Origin of the sequence: Streptomyces sp. TP-A0356, from assembly GCF_001417775.1 — a bacterium.
GTDB lineage: Bacteria > Actinomycetota > Actinomycetes > Streptomycetales > Streptomycetaceae > Streptomyces.
Map to the genome: position 1 here is coordinate 32,764 of NZ_BBZJ01000020.1, position 14,492 is coordinate 47,255.

The window sequence follows — 14,492 nt, forward strand, 5'->3', positions numbered from 1 at the left end:
GCGCGCTCACGCCAGCCGGATCGTGTCGCCCTCCACGGTGATCTTCTTCGGGGGCAGCGGGCGGGTCGCGGGGCCGTGCGCGACCGAGGCGTCGGCGATGCGGAACCTGCTGCCGTGGCAGGGGCAGTCGATCGTGCCGTCGGCGACGGTGCCGACCGTGCAGCCCTCGTGCGTGCAGATCGCGGAGAAGGCCTTGAAGTCGCCCTTCGTCGGCTGGGTCACCACGACCTTCTGCTGTTTGAAGATCTTGCCGCCGCCGACCGGGATCTCTCTGGTCCTCGCCAGCTCGTGCCCGCCGGACGGACTGCCGGACGCGGTGGTGGACGGGCTGCCGGAAGCGCTGGCGGGCCTGCTCCCCGACACGGACGCCGTCATGGAGCTGCTGCTCTTGCCCCCCTTGCCGCCGTTGCCGCACCCGGCCACGAGCACAGCCGCGCTCGTCACGAGAAGCGTGCGCCGCGTCGTGCGGATCGTCATGTCGTCACTCCGTTCAGCCGGGCAGTCACTCCGTGTGAAGCACGGGCATTTTTGCACCGAATGTCCGGAAGGTGAAGCAGCTGGGCCGACGTCTCGTCAGGCGGGCGGCCGGCATCCGTGCGTCGCGAGCTGACTACGCTGGTGACCAGACGTTTCCGTACATGAGCGAGGAGCATCACCGTGGCGGTACGAGCGGTCCGGGGAGCCGTCCAACTGGAGCGGGACGAGGCCGGGCACATGGACGAGCAGGTCGGCGCCCTGCTCACCGCCGTCCTGGAGCGGAACGGCCTGAGCACCGACGATCTGATCAGCATCTGGTTCACCGCCACGCCCGATCTCCACAGCGACTTCCCGGCGGCCGCCGCCCGCAAGCTCGGCATCGTCGACGTGCCGCTGATCTGCGCCCAGGAGCTGGACGTGGAGGGCGCGATGCCCCGGGTCGTGCGCATCCTCGCGCACATCGAGTCCGACAAGCCGCGCGCCGACATCACGCATGTGTACCTCGGCGCCGCTGCCGCCCTCCGCAAGGACATCGCCCAGTGAGGACCGCACTCGTCATCGGTACGGGGCTGATCGGCACCTCGGCGGCCCTGGCGCTCGCCTCGCGGGGCGTCATCGTGCATCTCACCGACCACGACCCCGAGCAGGCCCGCACGGCGGCCGCGCTCGGCGCCGGCACCGACGAGGAGCCCGAGGGCCCCGTCGACCTGGTGATCGTGGCGGCCCCGCCCGCCCACGTGGCCGCCGCGCTCGCCGACGCCATGCGGCGCGGCCTCGGCCGCGGCTACCTCGATGTGGCCAGCGTCAAGGGAGGCCCGCGCCGTGAGCTGGAGGCGCTCGGCCTCGACCAGGCCGCCCTGTCGCAGTACATCGGCACACACCCCATGTCGGGCCGTGAGAAGTCCGGTCCACTGGCGGCCACCGGCGACCTCTTCGAGGGCCGCCCCTGGGTGCTCACCCCGACCCGGGACACCGACACCGAGGTGCTCAATCTCGCCCTCGAGCTGGTCTCGCACTGCCGTGCGGTGCCGGTCGTCATGGACGCGGACGCCCACGACCGGGCCGTCGCCCTCGTCTCACACATGCCCCACCTGGTGTCCAGCATGGTCGCCGCGCGCCTGGAGCACGCGGCGGAGGCGGCCGTACGACTGTGCGGCCAGGGCATCCGGGACGTGACCCGGATCGCGGCCTCCGACCCCCGGATGTGGATCGACATCCTGTCCGCGAACCCGGCGCCGGTCGCCGACCTGCTCTCCGAGGTCGCCGCCGACCTCGACGAGACCGTACGGGCCCTGCGTGCCCTGCAGTCCTCCGACGAGGCCAAGCGGCGTGAGGGGGCCGACGGCATCGAGGACGTGTTGCGCCGCGGCAACGCCGGGCAGACCCGGGTGCCGGGCAAGCACGGCAGCGCCCCGCGCGCGTACGAGACGGTGGCCGTCCTCATCGACGACCAGCCCGGCCAGCTGGCCCGTATCTTCGCGGACGCGGGCGTGGCCGGGATCAACATCGAGGACGTCCGCATCGAGCACGCCACGGGCCGCCAGGCGGGCCTGGTGCAGCTGATGGTGGAGCAGTCCGCGGCCCCGGCGCTGACGGCGGCGCTGCGGGAGCGGGGCTGGACGATCCGGCAATAGGCCGGAGCCGGGTGCCTGGGTGTCTGGGTGCCTGGGGTCCGGGTGGCCGGGTGCCTGGCGGCCGGGCCGCGTGGGGGGCGATCCGGTGGCCGGGCGACGGAGAGCCCACCGTCCGCCAGTCATGGCGGGTCCGGCGAGCCAGTAACCTTGTGCGGGGCGCCCGTGCGTCCCGCCCGCACCCACCACCCTGCACCAGGAAGGTGTTCCCACCGTGGACAACGGCTCCGCCCGGACCGCCCCGGCAGTGATTGTCGCCATCGACGGCCCCTCCGGCACGGGCAAGTCGAGCACCTCGAAGGCCGTGGCCGTACAGCTCGGGCTGAGCTACCTGGACACGGGCGCCCAGTACCGGGCGATCACGTGGTGGATGGTGAACAACGGCATCGACATAGCGGACCCCACGGCGGTCGCCGCGGTGGCCGGCAAGCCGGAGATCGTCTCCGGCACCGACCCGGCGGCGCCCACCATCACCGTGGACGGCACGGACGTCTCCGGCCCGATCCGCACCCAGGAGGTCACCTCCAAGGTCAGCGCGGTCAGCGCGGTGCCCGAGGTGCGGGCCCGGATCACCGAGCTGCAGCGGTCCCTCGCCTCCTCCGCACGGACCGGCATCGTCGTGGAGGGCCGCGACATCGGCACGACCGTGCTGCCCGACGCCGACCTGAAGATCTTCCTCACCGCCTCCCCGGAGGCACGTGCCGCCCGCCGCAGCGGCGAACTGAAGGGCTCGGACGTCAACGCCACCCGCGAGGCGCTGATCAAGCGGGACACGGCCGACTCCAATCGCAAGACGTCCCCGCTCGCGAAGGCGGACGACGCGGTCGAGGTGGACACCACCGACCTCACGCTCCAGCAGGTCATCGAGTGCGTCGTCACCCTCGTCGAGGAGAAGCGGGCGGGGAAGTGAACGCCCCGTCGGCCCGCAGCGCCGAGGTGGGACGGCGCATCGGCGTACCCCTGATGTACGGGCTGTGGAAGCCGCGCGTCCTGGGCGCCTGGAAGGTCCCGGTGACCGGCCCGGTGATCCTCGCGGTCAACCACTCCCACAACATCGACGGACCGATGGTCATGGGGGTGGCACCCCGGCCGACGCACTTCCTGATCAAGAAGGAAGTGTTCGTCGGCCCGCTCGACCCCTTCCTGCGCGGCATCGGGCAGCTGAAGGTGGACCGGGAGAGCACGGACCGCACGGCCATCACACGGGCCCTCGGCGTACTGGGGAACGGGGGAGTCCTCGGTATCTTCCCCGAGGGCACTCGTGGCGAGGGCGACTTCGCCTCGCTGCGCGCCGGGCTCGCCTACTTCGCGGTCCGCAGCGGGGCGCCGATCGTCCCCGTCGCGGTGCTGGGAAGTTCCGGGCGGCACGGACGGTTGATGAAAGCGCTGCCTCCGTTGCGCAGCCGTGTCGACGTCGTCTTCGGCGACCCGTTCGAGGCGGGCGACGGCAGCGGACGCCGTACGCGCAAGGCGCTGGACGAGGCGACCGTGCGCATCCAGCAGCGGCTCACCGCCCACCTGGAAAACGCCAGGCGCCTCACCGGGCGCTAGGCGACACTTGAGTAGTGGATCACCGCAGGTGCGGTGTCCACCGATCACCACGATGAACGAGGTACGGACTTCATGAACGACGACATCCAGCCCGACGGCTCGGCAGAGCACACGTACGAGCACGGGGCGCTCGGCGACGCCGAGTACGCGGAGTTCATGGAGCTCGCCGCGGAAGAGGGCTTCGACCTCGAGGACGTCGAAGGTGCCATCGAGGCGGCCGGACACGGTCCGCTGCCCGTGCTCGCCGTCGTCGGCCGCCCCAATGTCGGCAAGTCGACTCTGGTCAACCGGATCATCGGCCGACGCGAGGCGGTCGTCGAGGACAAGCCCGGCGTCACCCGCGACCGTGTCACCTACGAGGCAGAGTGGGCGGGCCGCCGCTTCAAGGTCGTCGACACCGGCGGCTGGGAGCAGGACGTCCTCGGCATCGACGCCTCGGTGGCCGCACAGGCCGAGTACGCGATCGAGGCGGCCGACGCGGTCGTCTTCGTCGTCGACGCCAAGGTCGGCGCGACCGACACCGACGAAGCGGTCGTACGACTGCTGCGCAAGGCCGGCAAGCCCGTGGTGCTGGCCGCCAACAAGGTCGACGGACCGAGCGGCGAGGCCGACGCGGCGTACCTGTGGAACCTCGGCCTCGGTGAGCCGTACCCCGTCTCGGCCCTCCACGGCCGTGGCACCGGCGACATGCTGGACGCCGTCCTGGAGGCCCTGCCCGACGCGCCCGCCCAGACCTTCGGCACCGCGATCGGCGGACCGCGCCGCGTCGCCCTGATCGGCCGCCCGAACGTCGGCAAGTCCTCGCTGCTGAACAAGGTCGCGGGCGAGGAGCGTGTCGTCGTCAACGAGCTCGCGGGCACCACCCGCGACCCGGTCGACGAGCTGATCGAACTCGGCGGCAAGACCTGGAAGTTCGTCGACACGGCTGGCATCCGCAAGCGGGTCCACCTCCAGCAGGGCGCGGACTACTACGCCTCGCTGCGCACCGCGGCCGCCGTCGAGAAGGCCGAGGTCGCCGTCGTGCTGATCGACGCCTCCGAGACCATCTCCGTCCAGGACCAGCGCATCCTCACCATGGCGGTGGAGGCGGGCCGCGCCCTCGTCCTCGCCTACAACAAGTGGGACACCCTCGACGAGGAGCGCCGCTACTACCTGGAGCGGGAGATCGAGACCGAGCTCGGCCAGGTGGCGTGGGCCCCGCGCGTGAACGTCTCGGCGCGCACCGGACGGCACATGGAGAAGCTGGTCCCGGCGATCGAGACCGCCCTGGAGGGCTGGGAGACCCGTGTTCCGACGGGGCGCCTCAACGCCTTCCTCGGCGAGCTGGTCGCCGCGCACCCGCACCCGGTCCGGGGCGGCAAGCAGCCGCGCATCCTCTTCGGCACGCAGGCGGGCACCAAGCCTCCGCGGTTCGTGCTCTTCGCCACCGGCTTCATCGAGGCGAGCTACCGCCGGTTCATCGAGCGGCGGCTGCGCGAGGAGTTCGGCTTCGAGGGGTCGCCGATCCACATCTCGGTCCGCGTGCGCGAGAAGCGCGGCAAGAAGAAGTAGCAGCGGTACGCGAAAGGGGCGGCCCCATGGTGGGGCCGCCCCTTTCCGCTCTCCGTGTCGGGCTCAAAGGCCCCTGCGCGGTGCGGGCGGCAGCGCCGGGACGTGGTGCATCCCCCTGGCCTGCCGCGCCACCTGCTGCCAGACGGTGGTCGCCACGACGGAGTGGCCGTGCTGGGCGGCCAGGTGCCCGGTCGCGTGCTGCGGGGCGCCGTGGCGTGTGCCGTACGTCCCGGCGCCGTAGGAGCCCGTGTCGTGCGGGGAGTGGGAGAACGCGGTGAAGCCGATGTCCTCCTCGCCGCTGCGGTCGCCCGGGAACGCCCGGAAGGACTTGACGTACTCGGCGTAGAGCTCGTCGTAGATCGGGGTGGCCGATGAGCCGCCCGAGTGGTCCTGGCCCATGTGCCGGGAGAAGACGGGCTGATAGGACTGGCGGCGGGGTACGTCATATGCGTGCACGTAGGTGCCAACGACCCCGCCGCTCAGGGGATGCGGTCGAGTGTGCCGGTTCAGCAGGCCGGCCCAGCACTGCGGGAGACCGTGTGCCCGGCGGGGCTCAGGTGCCGGCCAGCGGCAGCGTGGCGGCCACCAGCTTCCCGTTCGCGGCCGCCTTGTCCAGCGCGCCACGCAGCAGGTCCTCCCGCGGCTGGCGGCCGATGGAACCCACCGGCGCCGCGAACATCAGCACCTGCTGGTGCTTGTTGGCGGCGGCCCGCCACCCCTCGGTGACCTGGAGCGGCAGGTGCGCCTGCCACCAGGCGACCGGTTGTCCGCCGTTCGTGCCCGGCTGCAGTACGGCGTGCAGCTGGCCCATGGCGAGCAGCACCGACCAGCCGTGCAGCACGGGCGGCACCGACTCGATCGCGGTCAGCGGCATGAAGCCCTGCTCGATCAGCAGGGGCAGGAAGTCGTCGCCTGCTCCGGTGGTGCCCGGGCGCACGATGGGGGCGGTCGGCTCCACGACGAGCGCCGGGTGCAACTCCCCGGCGATCAGGACCAGTCCGCTGGTGACGCCCAGCACCGCCTGCTCGGGCACGGCACCGGCCGTGCTCTCTTCGGTGGCGATGGAGCGGACGGCGCCCTGCAGCTGTTCCTCGGTGACCTGGACGACCTGGGAGGGCAGGCAGGTGGCGTGGGCGAAGGCGAGGACGGCGGTCTCCTCGCCGATGAACAGGACGGTGCTGGTGCGCTCCTGTTCGGAGTCGCCCGGGGTGCGGCAGGAGGTGCAGTCGTAACTGCCCGGGGCGTTCTCTCCGGCGAGCAGCCGGTCGGCTTCTTCGTCGCCGATCTCGGCGCGTACAGCGTCGCTGACGTCGAGCATGCGCGGCACGGGTGGCTCCCTCGGGATGCGGTACGTGGCGGTGCCGGGTGGCTCCCGGCCCATGAGCCCGGGGGTCCCCGGCTCATGAAGAAGACAACGGGTGATCTGTGGCCGGAGTCACGCCCGGGAGCGAACGGAATCGAACCATCCGACGCGGAGGGTGAAGCCGTGTGCGGAATCGGTCACTCAACGCCAACTTCTGCGATATCAAGGGAAGTTGGTTCCGTGAGGTGGCTCACAGATCACCGGGCCCGCTGGTCGACAAATCCGGAAATCAGCGAATGAAATGGGTGGCCGAAAATTGCCGATACCCCTGGTAACGGCTAACTGGCCTGGAATGACAGGGAGTCGGTTGATACGGGGCGGCCGACCTGCCTAGATTCCTCCGCCGTGTGCAACGAGCACCGCCCGGACACGTCCACCGGCCGCGCCGCACAGTCGGCGTGCAGCACCACTTCCGGTGGACGGGGCGGCCCGCGACGACCGCGTTCCTGCGCGGCCGGCGCGTACCGCCTTGGGGGACCCCGGGTATGTGGAGAGGGAATTACATGTCCGAATGTGCCGATAACACCCGTAAGACTCGTACGACCCGTACCACGGCGGTCCTCGCCGGCGCGGCCCTGCTCGCACCGCTCGGACTGCTCGCCGCGACCGGCAACGCCGCCGCGGCCGACGGCGGAGTGTGGGACCGCATCGCCCAGTGCGAGAGCGGCGGGAACTGGCACATCAACACCGGCAACGGCTACTACGGAGGACTGCAGTTCTCCGCCGGCACCTGGCGCGCGTACGGCGGCACCGCCTACGCCCCGACCGCCGAACAGGCCTCCAAGGGGGCCCAGATCGCCGTCGCGACCAAGGTGCAGCAGGCGCAGGGCTGGGGCGCGTGGCCCGTCTGCTCCGGGCGCGCCGGAGCGGGCGGAAGCGCGCCCGCCGCGTCGGGCGGCGAGGTGGCCACGAGCTCGTCCTCGGGTTCCGCCACCACCGAATCGGCCCCGTCGAAGCAGTCGTCGCGGGCGGCGGAGCGCTCGACGGCCCACACGGGACGCGGGTCCTCCCGAGGTGACTACACCGTCCGCAGCGGCGACACCCTCAGCGGTATCGCCGAGCGGCACGGGACCACCTGGCAGCGGCTCTACGAGCGCAACAGGGCGGTCATCGGCGGTGACCCCGACGTGATCCTGCCCGGCCAGCGGCTCGCCCTCTGACCGTGTGCTTCGGGCCCTGACGCCGCGCCGCGGCGTCAGGGCCCGCGCCGTTTCGGGGGCAGGGCCCGCCCCGTCGGGGGTCACGGCCCGCGAACTCCGCGGCCTCCCCGCTGAACGCGACCGTCCCGCGGCGCAGTTCGTGGACGAGAACGGTACGGTCCGTCGGCGCCCGCAGCCCCCGGGGGGCAGCCGCTGTTCGGCGAGGACCACACATGCGTCGAGGCCGCCGAGCAGCTCGTAGGTACGGGCCGCGACCGCCGCAGACATCCCCTGGCTTCCGCGGCTTCCGCGCGGCCGTCGCCGACCTGAGGCAGCAGGGCGCCGACCGGGTCTTCGACGCCCGGGACACGCACGGCGACGGTACCCGAAGACACACTCCCGGTGGCGGCTGGAGGGCTGGGCGGCCGCGATGTGGTTCACGGACGCGGCGAAGTCCCCCGGCCCGGACGTCACGCGCGCGTGCGTCGACCGCTTCATGAACGCGGCCGAGCCGTACACGGCCGACGGACTGCCGATCCCCGTCGTGTCCGGGCACCCGGCCACACGCCCGACGACGCGCAGGACCTGCCTCTGCGTGGCACGCTGGGAGGACGCGAAGGGATGGGTCGGACAGGGCGACATGAACGCCACCTGTTTCGACGTGCCGCAGCCGGCGTACGCGCCCTGACGCGTCTCATGACCGGAAGGTTCCCGGTATCGGCTACCAATGGGACAACCGTTGCGGCACAACATGGCCATGGCACCCGACCGGCCACCATACCCCCGGGTCTAATCGACGGGGCGGGGGACGGACAAGGGAATCCAGGGACGCATGCACATCTCTCTCCTGATGCACAACGCGTACGGGATCGGAGGGACGAACCGCACGACGTACGACCTCGCGAGCGCACTGGCCGAGCAGCACGACGTGGAGATCGTCCCGGCCTTCCGCCATCGCGACGCCCCCGTCCTCGCGCCCGACCCGCGCGTCCGCCTGCGCCACCTGGTCGACCTGCGCTCCGCCGACCCCGACCGCGGCCATCCCGACCTGGAGCGGCCCGCCCATTCCAAGGCCCCGCGGCTGGTCCTGAGGGGCGCACATCCGCGTCTGGACGCCTTGACCACGACCACCGAGGCCGACGCCGGCGCCTACCGCGCCCGGATGCGGCTGCCCGGCGTCCGTATCGAGGCCCTGTCCAACCCCGCGCCCGCGCCGCGCCTCGCGCCCGCCGACGGCACGGCCAAGTGGGTGGTGGCGGCCGGGCGGCTTGCGCCCGTGAAGCGGTACCACCTGCTCGTCACCGCCTTCGACCGGGTGCGCACCGAGCGGCCCGACTGGCGGCTGCGCATCTGCAGCGGCGGCGAGCAGAGGGAGGAGCTGATCAACGACGACGCGCTGCGGCAACGGATGGCGGCCGCGGCGCTCCACCATTCCGCGCGCTTCGACCCGGCCCGCATCGCCGAACGGTACGAGTCGCTGTTCGCCGGCACCGCACCGCGCCGCGGCGGGCTGCGCGGCGGCGAGCTGCGCGGCGGCGGGCTGCGCGGCTCGTGGCACCGCGGCCGGGCGGCGCTGCTCGGCGGCGCCGACGCCCTCCGGGACGCCGGACGCAGCGCATGCAGGAAGGGGCGCCCCGCATGATGACCGAGGCCCCGCGGACGGAGCATGAGCACACCGCCACGGCCCTGCAGGCCGACAGCGTCGCCGACGCCGCGGGCGGGCTGACCTTCGACATCGGCGGCACCGGCGAGGCGGGCCCCGCCCATCTGGTGCTGCGCCGCCGCGACGGCGAGGAGGTCGCGCTGCCGCTGACCCCGGCCGAGGGCGGCCGGCTGCGGGCCGCCCTGCCCAGCAGCGTGGAGCTGCCCGAGGGCCGCTGGGAGGCGTACGCCCGGTTCGCCGAGGGCGAGCCCCGCCGCCTGGTGCCCCGCGTCAACGATCTGCGTTCGCTCGTGGACCGCGTACCCGGCGACACGGACGCAAGGATCGCCGTCCGCATCCCGTACACCACCAAGGAGGGCACCCTCGCCGTCCGCAGCTGGCTGCGCGCCCCGCACGCGGAGGCCGGGGAGGTGCACATCGACGAGGGGGAGTTGAGGGTGAGCGGCCGGGTCTACGGCACCGGGCTCGCACCGGAGGCCTACGTCGAGGTCCGTGCGCGGGGTGGCCCGAACGCCGTGCTCCGCGTCGACGTCACCGCGCGGGACACGGAGTTCGGCTTCACCGTGCCGTTCGCGCGGCTGGCACCCGGGATCTGGGACCTGTGGCTGAGCCCGGCCGGGGAGCAGGGGCCGCGGGTGCGGGTCGCGCGGCTGCTGGACGACATCGCGGACAAGAAGCCGATCATCCGCTACCCCAAGGCCTCGGTGCGGGCCGAGCACGGGGAGGTGGAGGCCCGGCCGTACTACACGGTCGACAACGACCTGTCGGTGACCGTCAGCGCCATGGGCTGACCGCTCTTGCGGACAGTCGCTGTCCGCAAGGGCGGGCAGACTTGGGGCCATGCTGGAGACCTCGGCACGACTGCTGCGCCTGCTGTCCCTGCTGCAGGCCCACCGCGAATGGTCCGGAGCCGACCTCGCCGAACGCCTCGGCGTCAGCCCGCGCACCGTGCGCCGGGACGTCGACCGGCTGCGCGAGCTGGGCTACCCCGTCAACGCGAGCCCCGGCACCGGCGGCGGCTATCAGCTCGGCGCGGGGGCCGAGCTGCCGCCGCTGCTTCTGGACGACGACGAGGCTGTGGCCGTGGCGGTCGGGTTGCGTACGGCCGCCGGGCAGGGGATCGAGGGCATCGGCGAGACCTCCGTACGCGCCCTCACCAAGCTCGAACAGGTGCTGCCGAACCGGCTGCGCCGCCGGGTGAGCGCCCTCAACGCGTTCACCGTGCCGATGCTGCGCAGCCCTCGGCCCTCCGCGGTCGACCCGGCCGTCCTCAGCGAACTCGCCCACCTCTGCCGGGACGCGCAGCGACTGCGCTTCGAGTACCACGACCACGGTGGCGCCCCGACCCGGCGTACGGTCGAGCCGCACCGGCTGGTGTGCACCGAGCACCGCTGGTATCTGGTCGCCTGGGACGTCGACCGCGACGACTGGCGCACGTTCCGCGTCGACCGCATCACTCCGAAGCCGCCGCACGGTCCCCGTTTCACCCCGCGGACGCCACCGGCCGACGACCTGGCCGCGTATGTGTCGAAGGGCGTCTCCACGCGCGCGTACGCCGCGCAGGCCGTCGTACGACTGCTGGTGCCCCTGTCCGAGGCGGCCGAGCGGATCTCGCCGTCGGCGGGGACGCTGGAGGCGGAGAGCGACGGCAGCTGTCTGCTGCGCACCGGGGCCGCGAGCCTCGACGTGATGGTGATTCACGTCATGATGATGGGCTTCGAGTTCGAGGTGCTTGAGCCCGCCGAACTGACGGAGGTCCTCAGGACGGCGAGGGACCGGCTCTCCCGGGCTCTCGAACGGAGCCAGCGGCCCCCGGCGCGCGACAGCGGGGCATAAGGGGATTCTGTGCTCAAGCCGTGTATGTGTTATGCGGAGTCAGTCGGCGGGCCTGATCCGGGAATGCGAATGGAAAGAGTTCGGAGTGAAACTGCGTGCCGCGCTTTACCCGGGGTATTAGGCGCCTTTCCGGCGACGGACGAGCCTGCTGAGAATTACGTTCGAATGGTGTCCGGCGGCTGCGGAACCCCTCGTACGTGTGACGCTGTCGGGCCGATACGGGTGTCGTGATCCTGTGACAGAAGCGTGACCGGAGGGGGATTGTGTGGCACGTGTGGCGGGCACGGACTTCCGCGGCGCAGGCCCGCGGCCTAACGTGGCGGCATGGCACCCATTCCCACCCCTGGCGCCGAGCCCGAGGACTCCCCGGAGTCGTACGTCGGCCTGGAGGCCCACGAGGCCGAACGGCTGGCCCGTGAGCGCGGCTGGAGCACGGTCCGCTCGCTGCCGCCGGGCTCGATCATCACCATGGAGTACCGCGTCGGACGGCTGAACTTCGAGGTCGACAACGGCAGGGTCAGGCGCAGCTGGAAAGGCTGACGGGCAGGACGTGCCCCGGGCGCGTCGCGATCACGAGGAAGGCCCCGGCTCGCATCCGAGCCGGGGCCTTCGCCACGCGGGGACATTGTGTGTACCGCTCCCCGTGACTCCGCTGGTCAGCCGCCCGCCAGGGGACGGGCCGAGGGGGTGCCGCGCGACACCCGGTCCGAGTGCGGCGGGCGGCGGCTGCCCGCCGGAGTGACCGGGGTGCGCTCCGCACGCGCCGTGTGCGGGCCGGGGGCCAGGTAGGCCGGCGGACGGGAGGTCCGGCCGACGGCCACCGGCTCCCGCACCGGCGCCTCCTCGCCCACGGCGGGGCGCGGCGGGGTGAGGACCGGAGTGGGCGAGGCGACCGGGGCCGGAGCGGGCGCCGGGACGGCATGGCGGCCGCGCCGGCGGTCCCGCAGCGCGAGGATGCCCGTCTCGGCGCGGGCGATCAGCGGTTCGCACCAGGGCAGCGCCAGCAGGATCAGCAGACCCGCGGCCCAGCCGAGGAGCACATCGCTCAGCCAGTGCGTACCGAGGTAGACCGTGGTCAGACCGACGCCGAGGGAGGTCACCGCGGAGAGCGCGGACAGCCAGCGCCGGGCCCGCGGCGTGGAGGCCAGATAGGCCAGAATCCCCCAGGTCACCACGGCGTTCGCGGTATGACCGGAGGGAAATATATCGCCGCCGCGCCACATCTCGTTCGACCCGATGACGGTCGCGTAGTGCGGTCCGAGACGGCCCATGCCGTACTTGGCCGCGCCGACCGTGACGTTGAGCAGGAGCAGTGCCGCGCCCAGGGAGAGCAGCGGCCGCAGGGTGTGCTGCCGCCAGGAGCGCCAGCCCAGCCAGGCCGCGACCATCACCGCGGTGGGGCCGCGCTGGCCCAGCACCACGTAGTAGTCGAGGAACGCGTGGATCTGCGGCCACTGTTGGTACGGCCGGAAGAACATGACCTGCCAGTCGAGCCGGACCAGCCAGGAGGAGACCACGACGGCCCACACGATCGCCGTGTAGAAGGCCAGAGTTGCCGAGAAGAGAACCACTCGGTGCCGGCTCATCCTGGGCACATCAATGTGGGCCGGTCGCCCCGGCTCACGGTCCAACCGGGCGAAGGCCCGGTCCAGACGGCTCAGCTTTGGTTCGGTACGCACTCAATCGACGTTACAGCGAGTGAGCTGTGGACCCGCCCGAATCACTGGGTTTGTGATGACGATGTGATGTGGGATTCCTCTCAACGGGCGGTTTATTTCCACGGATTCCGCAATCGGAGTGGCACCCGGCCGTCAATTCCATTGATCATCACACGCCCGCGTTTTATGGCGCTTATCTATTCGTTCACCGAATGCTGGGACGCAATTCCCCGGTCGCTCACCGTTGGTCACGAGTGGATCATGGTGGACCGGAGCCGTTCAGCCAGAACGCCCCGTAGACGGCCGATACCGCCGCCAGAGAGCCGAGGACCGCCGCCGACCTCGGTGGACGCCCTTGCGCGAGGGCCCGGGCCAGGGGCAGCAGCAGGGGGAAGGCGGGCAGCAGGAGGCGCGGTTTCGAGCCGAAGTAGCTCGACGCGCACAGGGCGAGCGCGATGACGACGCCCGCGTACACGAGCAACGGCAGCGGCTGGCGCTGTCGTACGCACACCACGTACAGCCAGACGATCAGCGTGACCCCGAGGATCAGTCCGGCGCCGGCCACCGCCGAGGGGAGGGAGGTGAATTTGGCCGCGATGAAGCGGGCGAAGGCGTAGCCGCCGTCGAAGCCGTTGCGCCAGCCCGCCTGCACGTCCAGGTAGCCGAGGGGGCCCTCGCCGGTGCGATGGCCGACCCACAGGACATAGCCGGCGGCACCGAGCGGGGCCAGCAGCATGCCGATCGCCCGGCCGGCGACATGCCCTCCGTCGCCCGAGGCGTGCCGGCTCCGTCGGTGGGAGGCGATCGCCGCCACCCACACGGCGGCGACGACGGCCGCTCCCACCGGCCGGGTCAGGCCCGCCAGCGCGGCGAGCACGCCCGCCGTCACCCAACGGCCCGTCAGTACCGCGTACAGCGACCAGGCGGCCAGCGCCGTGAACAGGGACTCGCTGTACGCCATCGACTGCACGATCCCGACCGGCAGCGCCGCCCACAGCAGCGCCGCGCACACTCCCGCCCGGCGGCCGTACACATGGTCCGCGACGGCGAAGATCCCCCAGGCCGCGGCGAGCGAGGCGAGCGTGGCGACGACGAGCCCCGCGTCGGCGTACGACAGCGGGGTCAGCGCCGCTCCGAGCCGCTCCAACCAGGGCAGCAGCGGGAAGAACGCGAGGTTCGAGTGCACGTCGCCGTTCGGCAGCCGCACCTCGTATCCGTAGCCGAGGGCGGCGACCCGGGTGTACCAGAGCGCGTCCCAGCGGGCGGCCAGCAGGGTGTGCGGGCTCGTGCCCCGGGCCGCGCTCCACAGCGCGAGCACGACGAGGCCCAGGGCACGGACGGCCGCATAGCCCACCAGGCCGGGGGCGGCCCGGCGCACGGCACCGCCGCTGCGGAGCGGCCCCGTGCGCGTTGCAAGATCGGTCACGCGCTCGATTATCGACGCAGTACAGAACCGGAAGCCCGCCTCCGGCGTGGTGGACCGTGGCATGGGTGGCGTACGCCACACCCTCTCGCGGGCAAACGTGAGAGGTCCGCCACGCGACCGTGCCGGGGACTCGCGTACGCTGGCGCCTTGCTCGCTTCGTTGCGTGGGCCCCGGGAGTACCGCTCCTCCCGGCCTGG

16 protein-coding genes and 1 pseudogene are annotated in these 14,492 nt (G+C 72.2%); 11 read left to right on the top strand and 6 right to left on the bottom strand.

All coding sequences use genetic code 11. From position 1 onward, the window contains the following. Window positions 1-6: 6 nt before the first annotated feature. Window positions 7-477 (bottom strand): Rieske (2Fe-2S) protein, encoded by a 471-nt coding sequence (locus ASC56_RS18735; RefSeq protein WP_055492613.1) that lies wholly within the window; start codon window positions 475-477, stop codon window positions 7-9. A gap of 180 nt (window positions 478-657) precedes the next feature. On the opposite strand from ASC56_RS18735, the gene aroH reads away from it, so the two are divergent. The 5 genes from aroH (at window position 658) to der (ending at window position 5,210) form a co-directional block, all read left to right on the top strand. After that, a complete protein-coding gene (gene aroH / locus ASC56_RS18740; protein ID WP_055492614.1) occupies window positions 658-1,020 on the top strand; it encodes a chorismate mutase in 363 nt (120 codons plus the stop codon). Further along, the gene (locus ASC56_RS18745; RefSeq protein ID WP_055492615.1) at window positions 1,017-2,111 is read left to right on the top strand and encodes a prephenate dehydrogenase; all 1,095 of its coding nucleotides are present in this window, start codon (window positions 1,017-1,019) and stop codon (window positions 2,109-2,111) included. Before aroH ends, ASC56_RS18745 begins: the two co-directional genes overlap by 4 nt. 211 nt (window positions 2,112-2,322) lie before the next feature. After that, a complete protein-coding gene (gene cmk, locus ASC56_RS18750) occupies window positions 2,323-3,018 on the top strand; it encodes a (d)CMP kinase (RefSeq protein WP_055492616.1) in 696 nt (231 codons plus the stop codon). 53 nt (window positions 3,019-3,071) lie between these two features. Further along, a complete protein-coding gene (locus ASC56_RS18755) occupies window positions 3,072-3,659 on the top strand; it encodes a 1-acyl-sn-glycerol-3-phosphate acyltransferase (protein WP_055492982.1) in 588 nt (195 codons plus the stop codon). Between the two features lie 72 nt (window positions 3,660-3,731). Continuing rightward, on the top strand, window positions 3,732-5,210 hold the full coding sequence (gene der / locus ASC56_RS18760; RefSeq protein WP_055492983.1) for a ribosome biogenesis GTPase Der: 1,479 nt from the start codon (window positions 3,732-3,734) through the stop codon (window positions 5,208-5,210). A 63-nt stretch (window positions 5,211-5,273) separates the two neighbouring features. Here der and ASC56_RS18765 read toward each other — a convergent pair whose 3' ends face one another. Continuing rightward, window positions 5,274-5,666, bottom strand: a complete 393-nt coding sequence (locus ASC56_RS18765; RefSeq protein ID WP_055492617.1) for a hypothetical protein — start codon at window positions 5,664-5,666, stop codon at window positions 5,274-5,276. A gap of 97 nt (window positions 5,667-5,763) precedes the next feature. Beyond that, window positions 5,764-6,537: a hypothetical protein gene (locus ASC56_RS18770; RefSeq protein WP_055492984.1), complete on the bottom strand. Its 774-nt coding sequence runs from the start codon at window positions 6,535-6,537 to the stop codon at window positions 5,764-5,766. A gap of 539 nt (window positions 6,538-7,076) precedes the next feature. Here ASC56_RS18770 and ASC56_RS18775 point away from each other — a divergent pair. Continuing rightward, entirely contained in the window at window positions 7,077-7,733 is a 657-nt protein-coding gene (locus ASC56_RS18775) for a transglycosylase family protein (RefSeq protein ID WP_055492618.1), read from the top strand. On the opposite strand, the pseudogene ASC56_RS43135 reads toward ASC56_RS18775, so the two are convergent. Further along, a pseudogene (locus ASC56_RS43135) lies at window positions 7,681-8,009 on the bottom strand (hypothetical protein); the annotation flags it as partial. The gene ASC56_RS18775 and the pseudogene ASC56_RS43135 sit on opposite strands and share 53 nt — an antisense overlap. A gap of 133 nt (window positions 8,010-8,142) precedes the next feature. Between ASC56_RS43135 and ASC56_RS18780 the strand changes: the two are divergent. From ASC56_RS18780 to ASC56_RS18800, 5 genes are all read left to right on the top strand, one after another. Further along, window positions 8,143-8,400 (top strand): hypothetical protein, encoded by a 258-nt coding sequence (locus ASC56_RS18780; RefSeq protein WP_055492619.1) that lies wholly within the window; start codon window positions 8,143-8,145, stop codon window positions 8,398-8,400. A gap of 144 nt (window positions 8,401-8,544) precedes the next feature. Next, entirely contained in the window at window positions 8,545-9,354 is an 810-nt protein-coding gene (locus ASC56_RS18785) for a glycosyltransferase (protein ID WP_055492620.1), read from the top strand. Further along, entirely contained in the window at window positions 9,351-10,166 is an 816-nt protein-coding gene (locus tag ASC56_RS18790; RefSeq protein ID WP_055492621.1) for a hypothetical protein, read from the top strand. Before ASC56_RS18785 ends, ASC56_RS18790 begins: the two co-directional genes overlap by 4 nt. Window positions 10,167-10,215: 49 nt before the next feature. Next, window positions 10,216-11,211 (top strand): YafY family protein, encoded by a 996-nt coding sequence (locus tag ASC56_RS18795; RefSeq protein ID WP_055492622.1) that lies wholly within the window; start codon window positions 10,216-10,218, stop codon window positions 11,209-11,211. A 324-nt stretch (window positions 11,212-11,535) separates the two neighbouring features. After that, the gene (locus tag ASC56_RS18800) at window positions 11,536-11,751 is read left to right on the top strand and encodes an I78 family peptidase inhibitor (RefSeq protein ID WP_055492623.1); all 216 of its coding nucleotides are present in this window, start codon (window positions 11,536-11,538) and stop codon (window positions 11,749-11,751) included. Between the two features lie 116 nt (window positions 11,752-11,867). Here the strand turns inward: ASC56_RS18800 and ASC56_RS18805 are convergent, their stop codons facing one another. Then, window positions 11,868-12,890 (bottom strand): phosphatase PAP2 family protein, encoded by a 1,023-nt coding sequence (locus ASC56_RS18805; protein WP_055492624.1) that lies wholly within the window; start codon window positions 12,888-12,890, stop codon window positions 11,868-11,870. A gap of 238 nt (window positions 12,891-13,128) precedes the next feature. Further along, window positions 13,129-14,295 (bottom strand): glycosyltransferase family 39 protein, encoded by a 1,167-nt coding sequence (locus ASC56_RS18810; RefSeq protein WP_055492625.1) that lies wholly within the window; start codon window positions 14,293-14,295, stop codon window positions 13,129-13,131. Window positions 14,296-14,492: the final 197 nt, after the last annotated feature.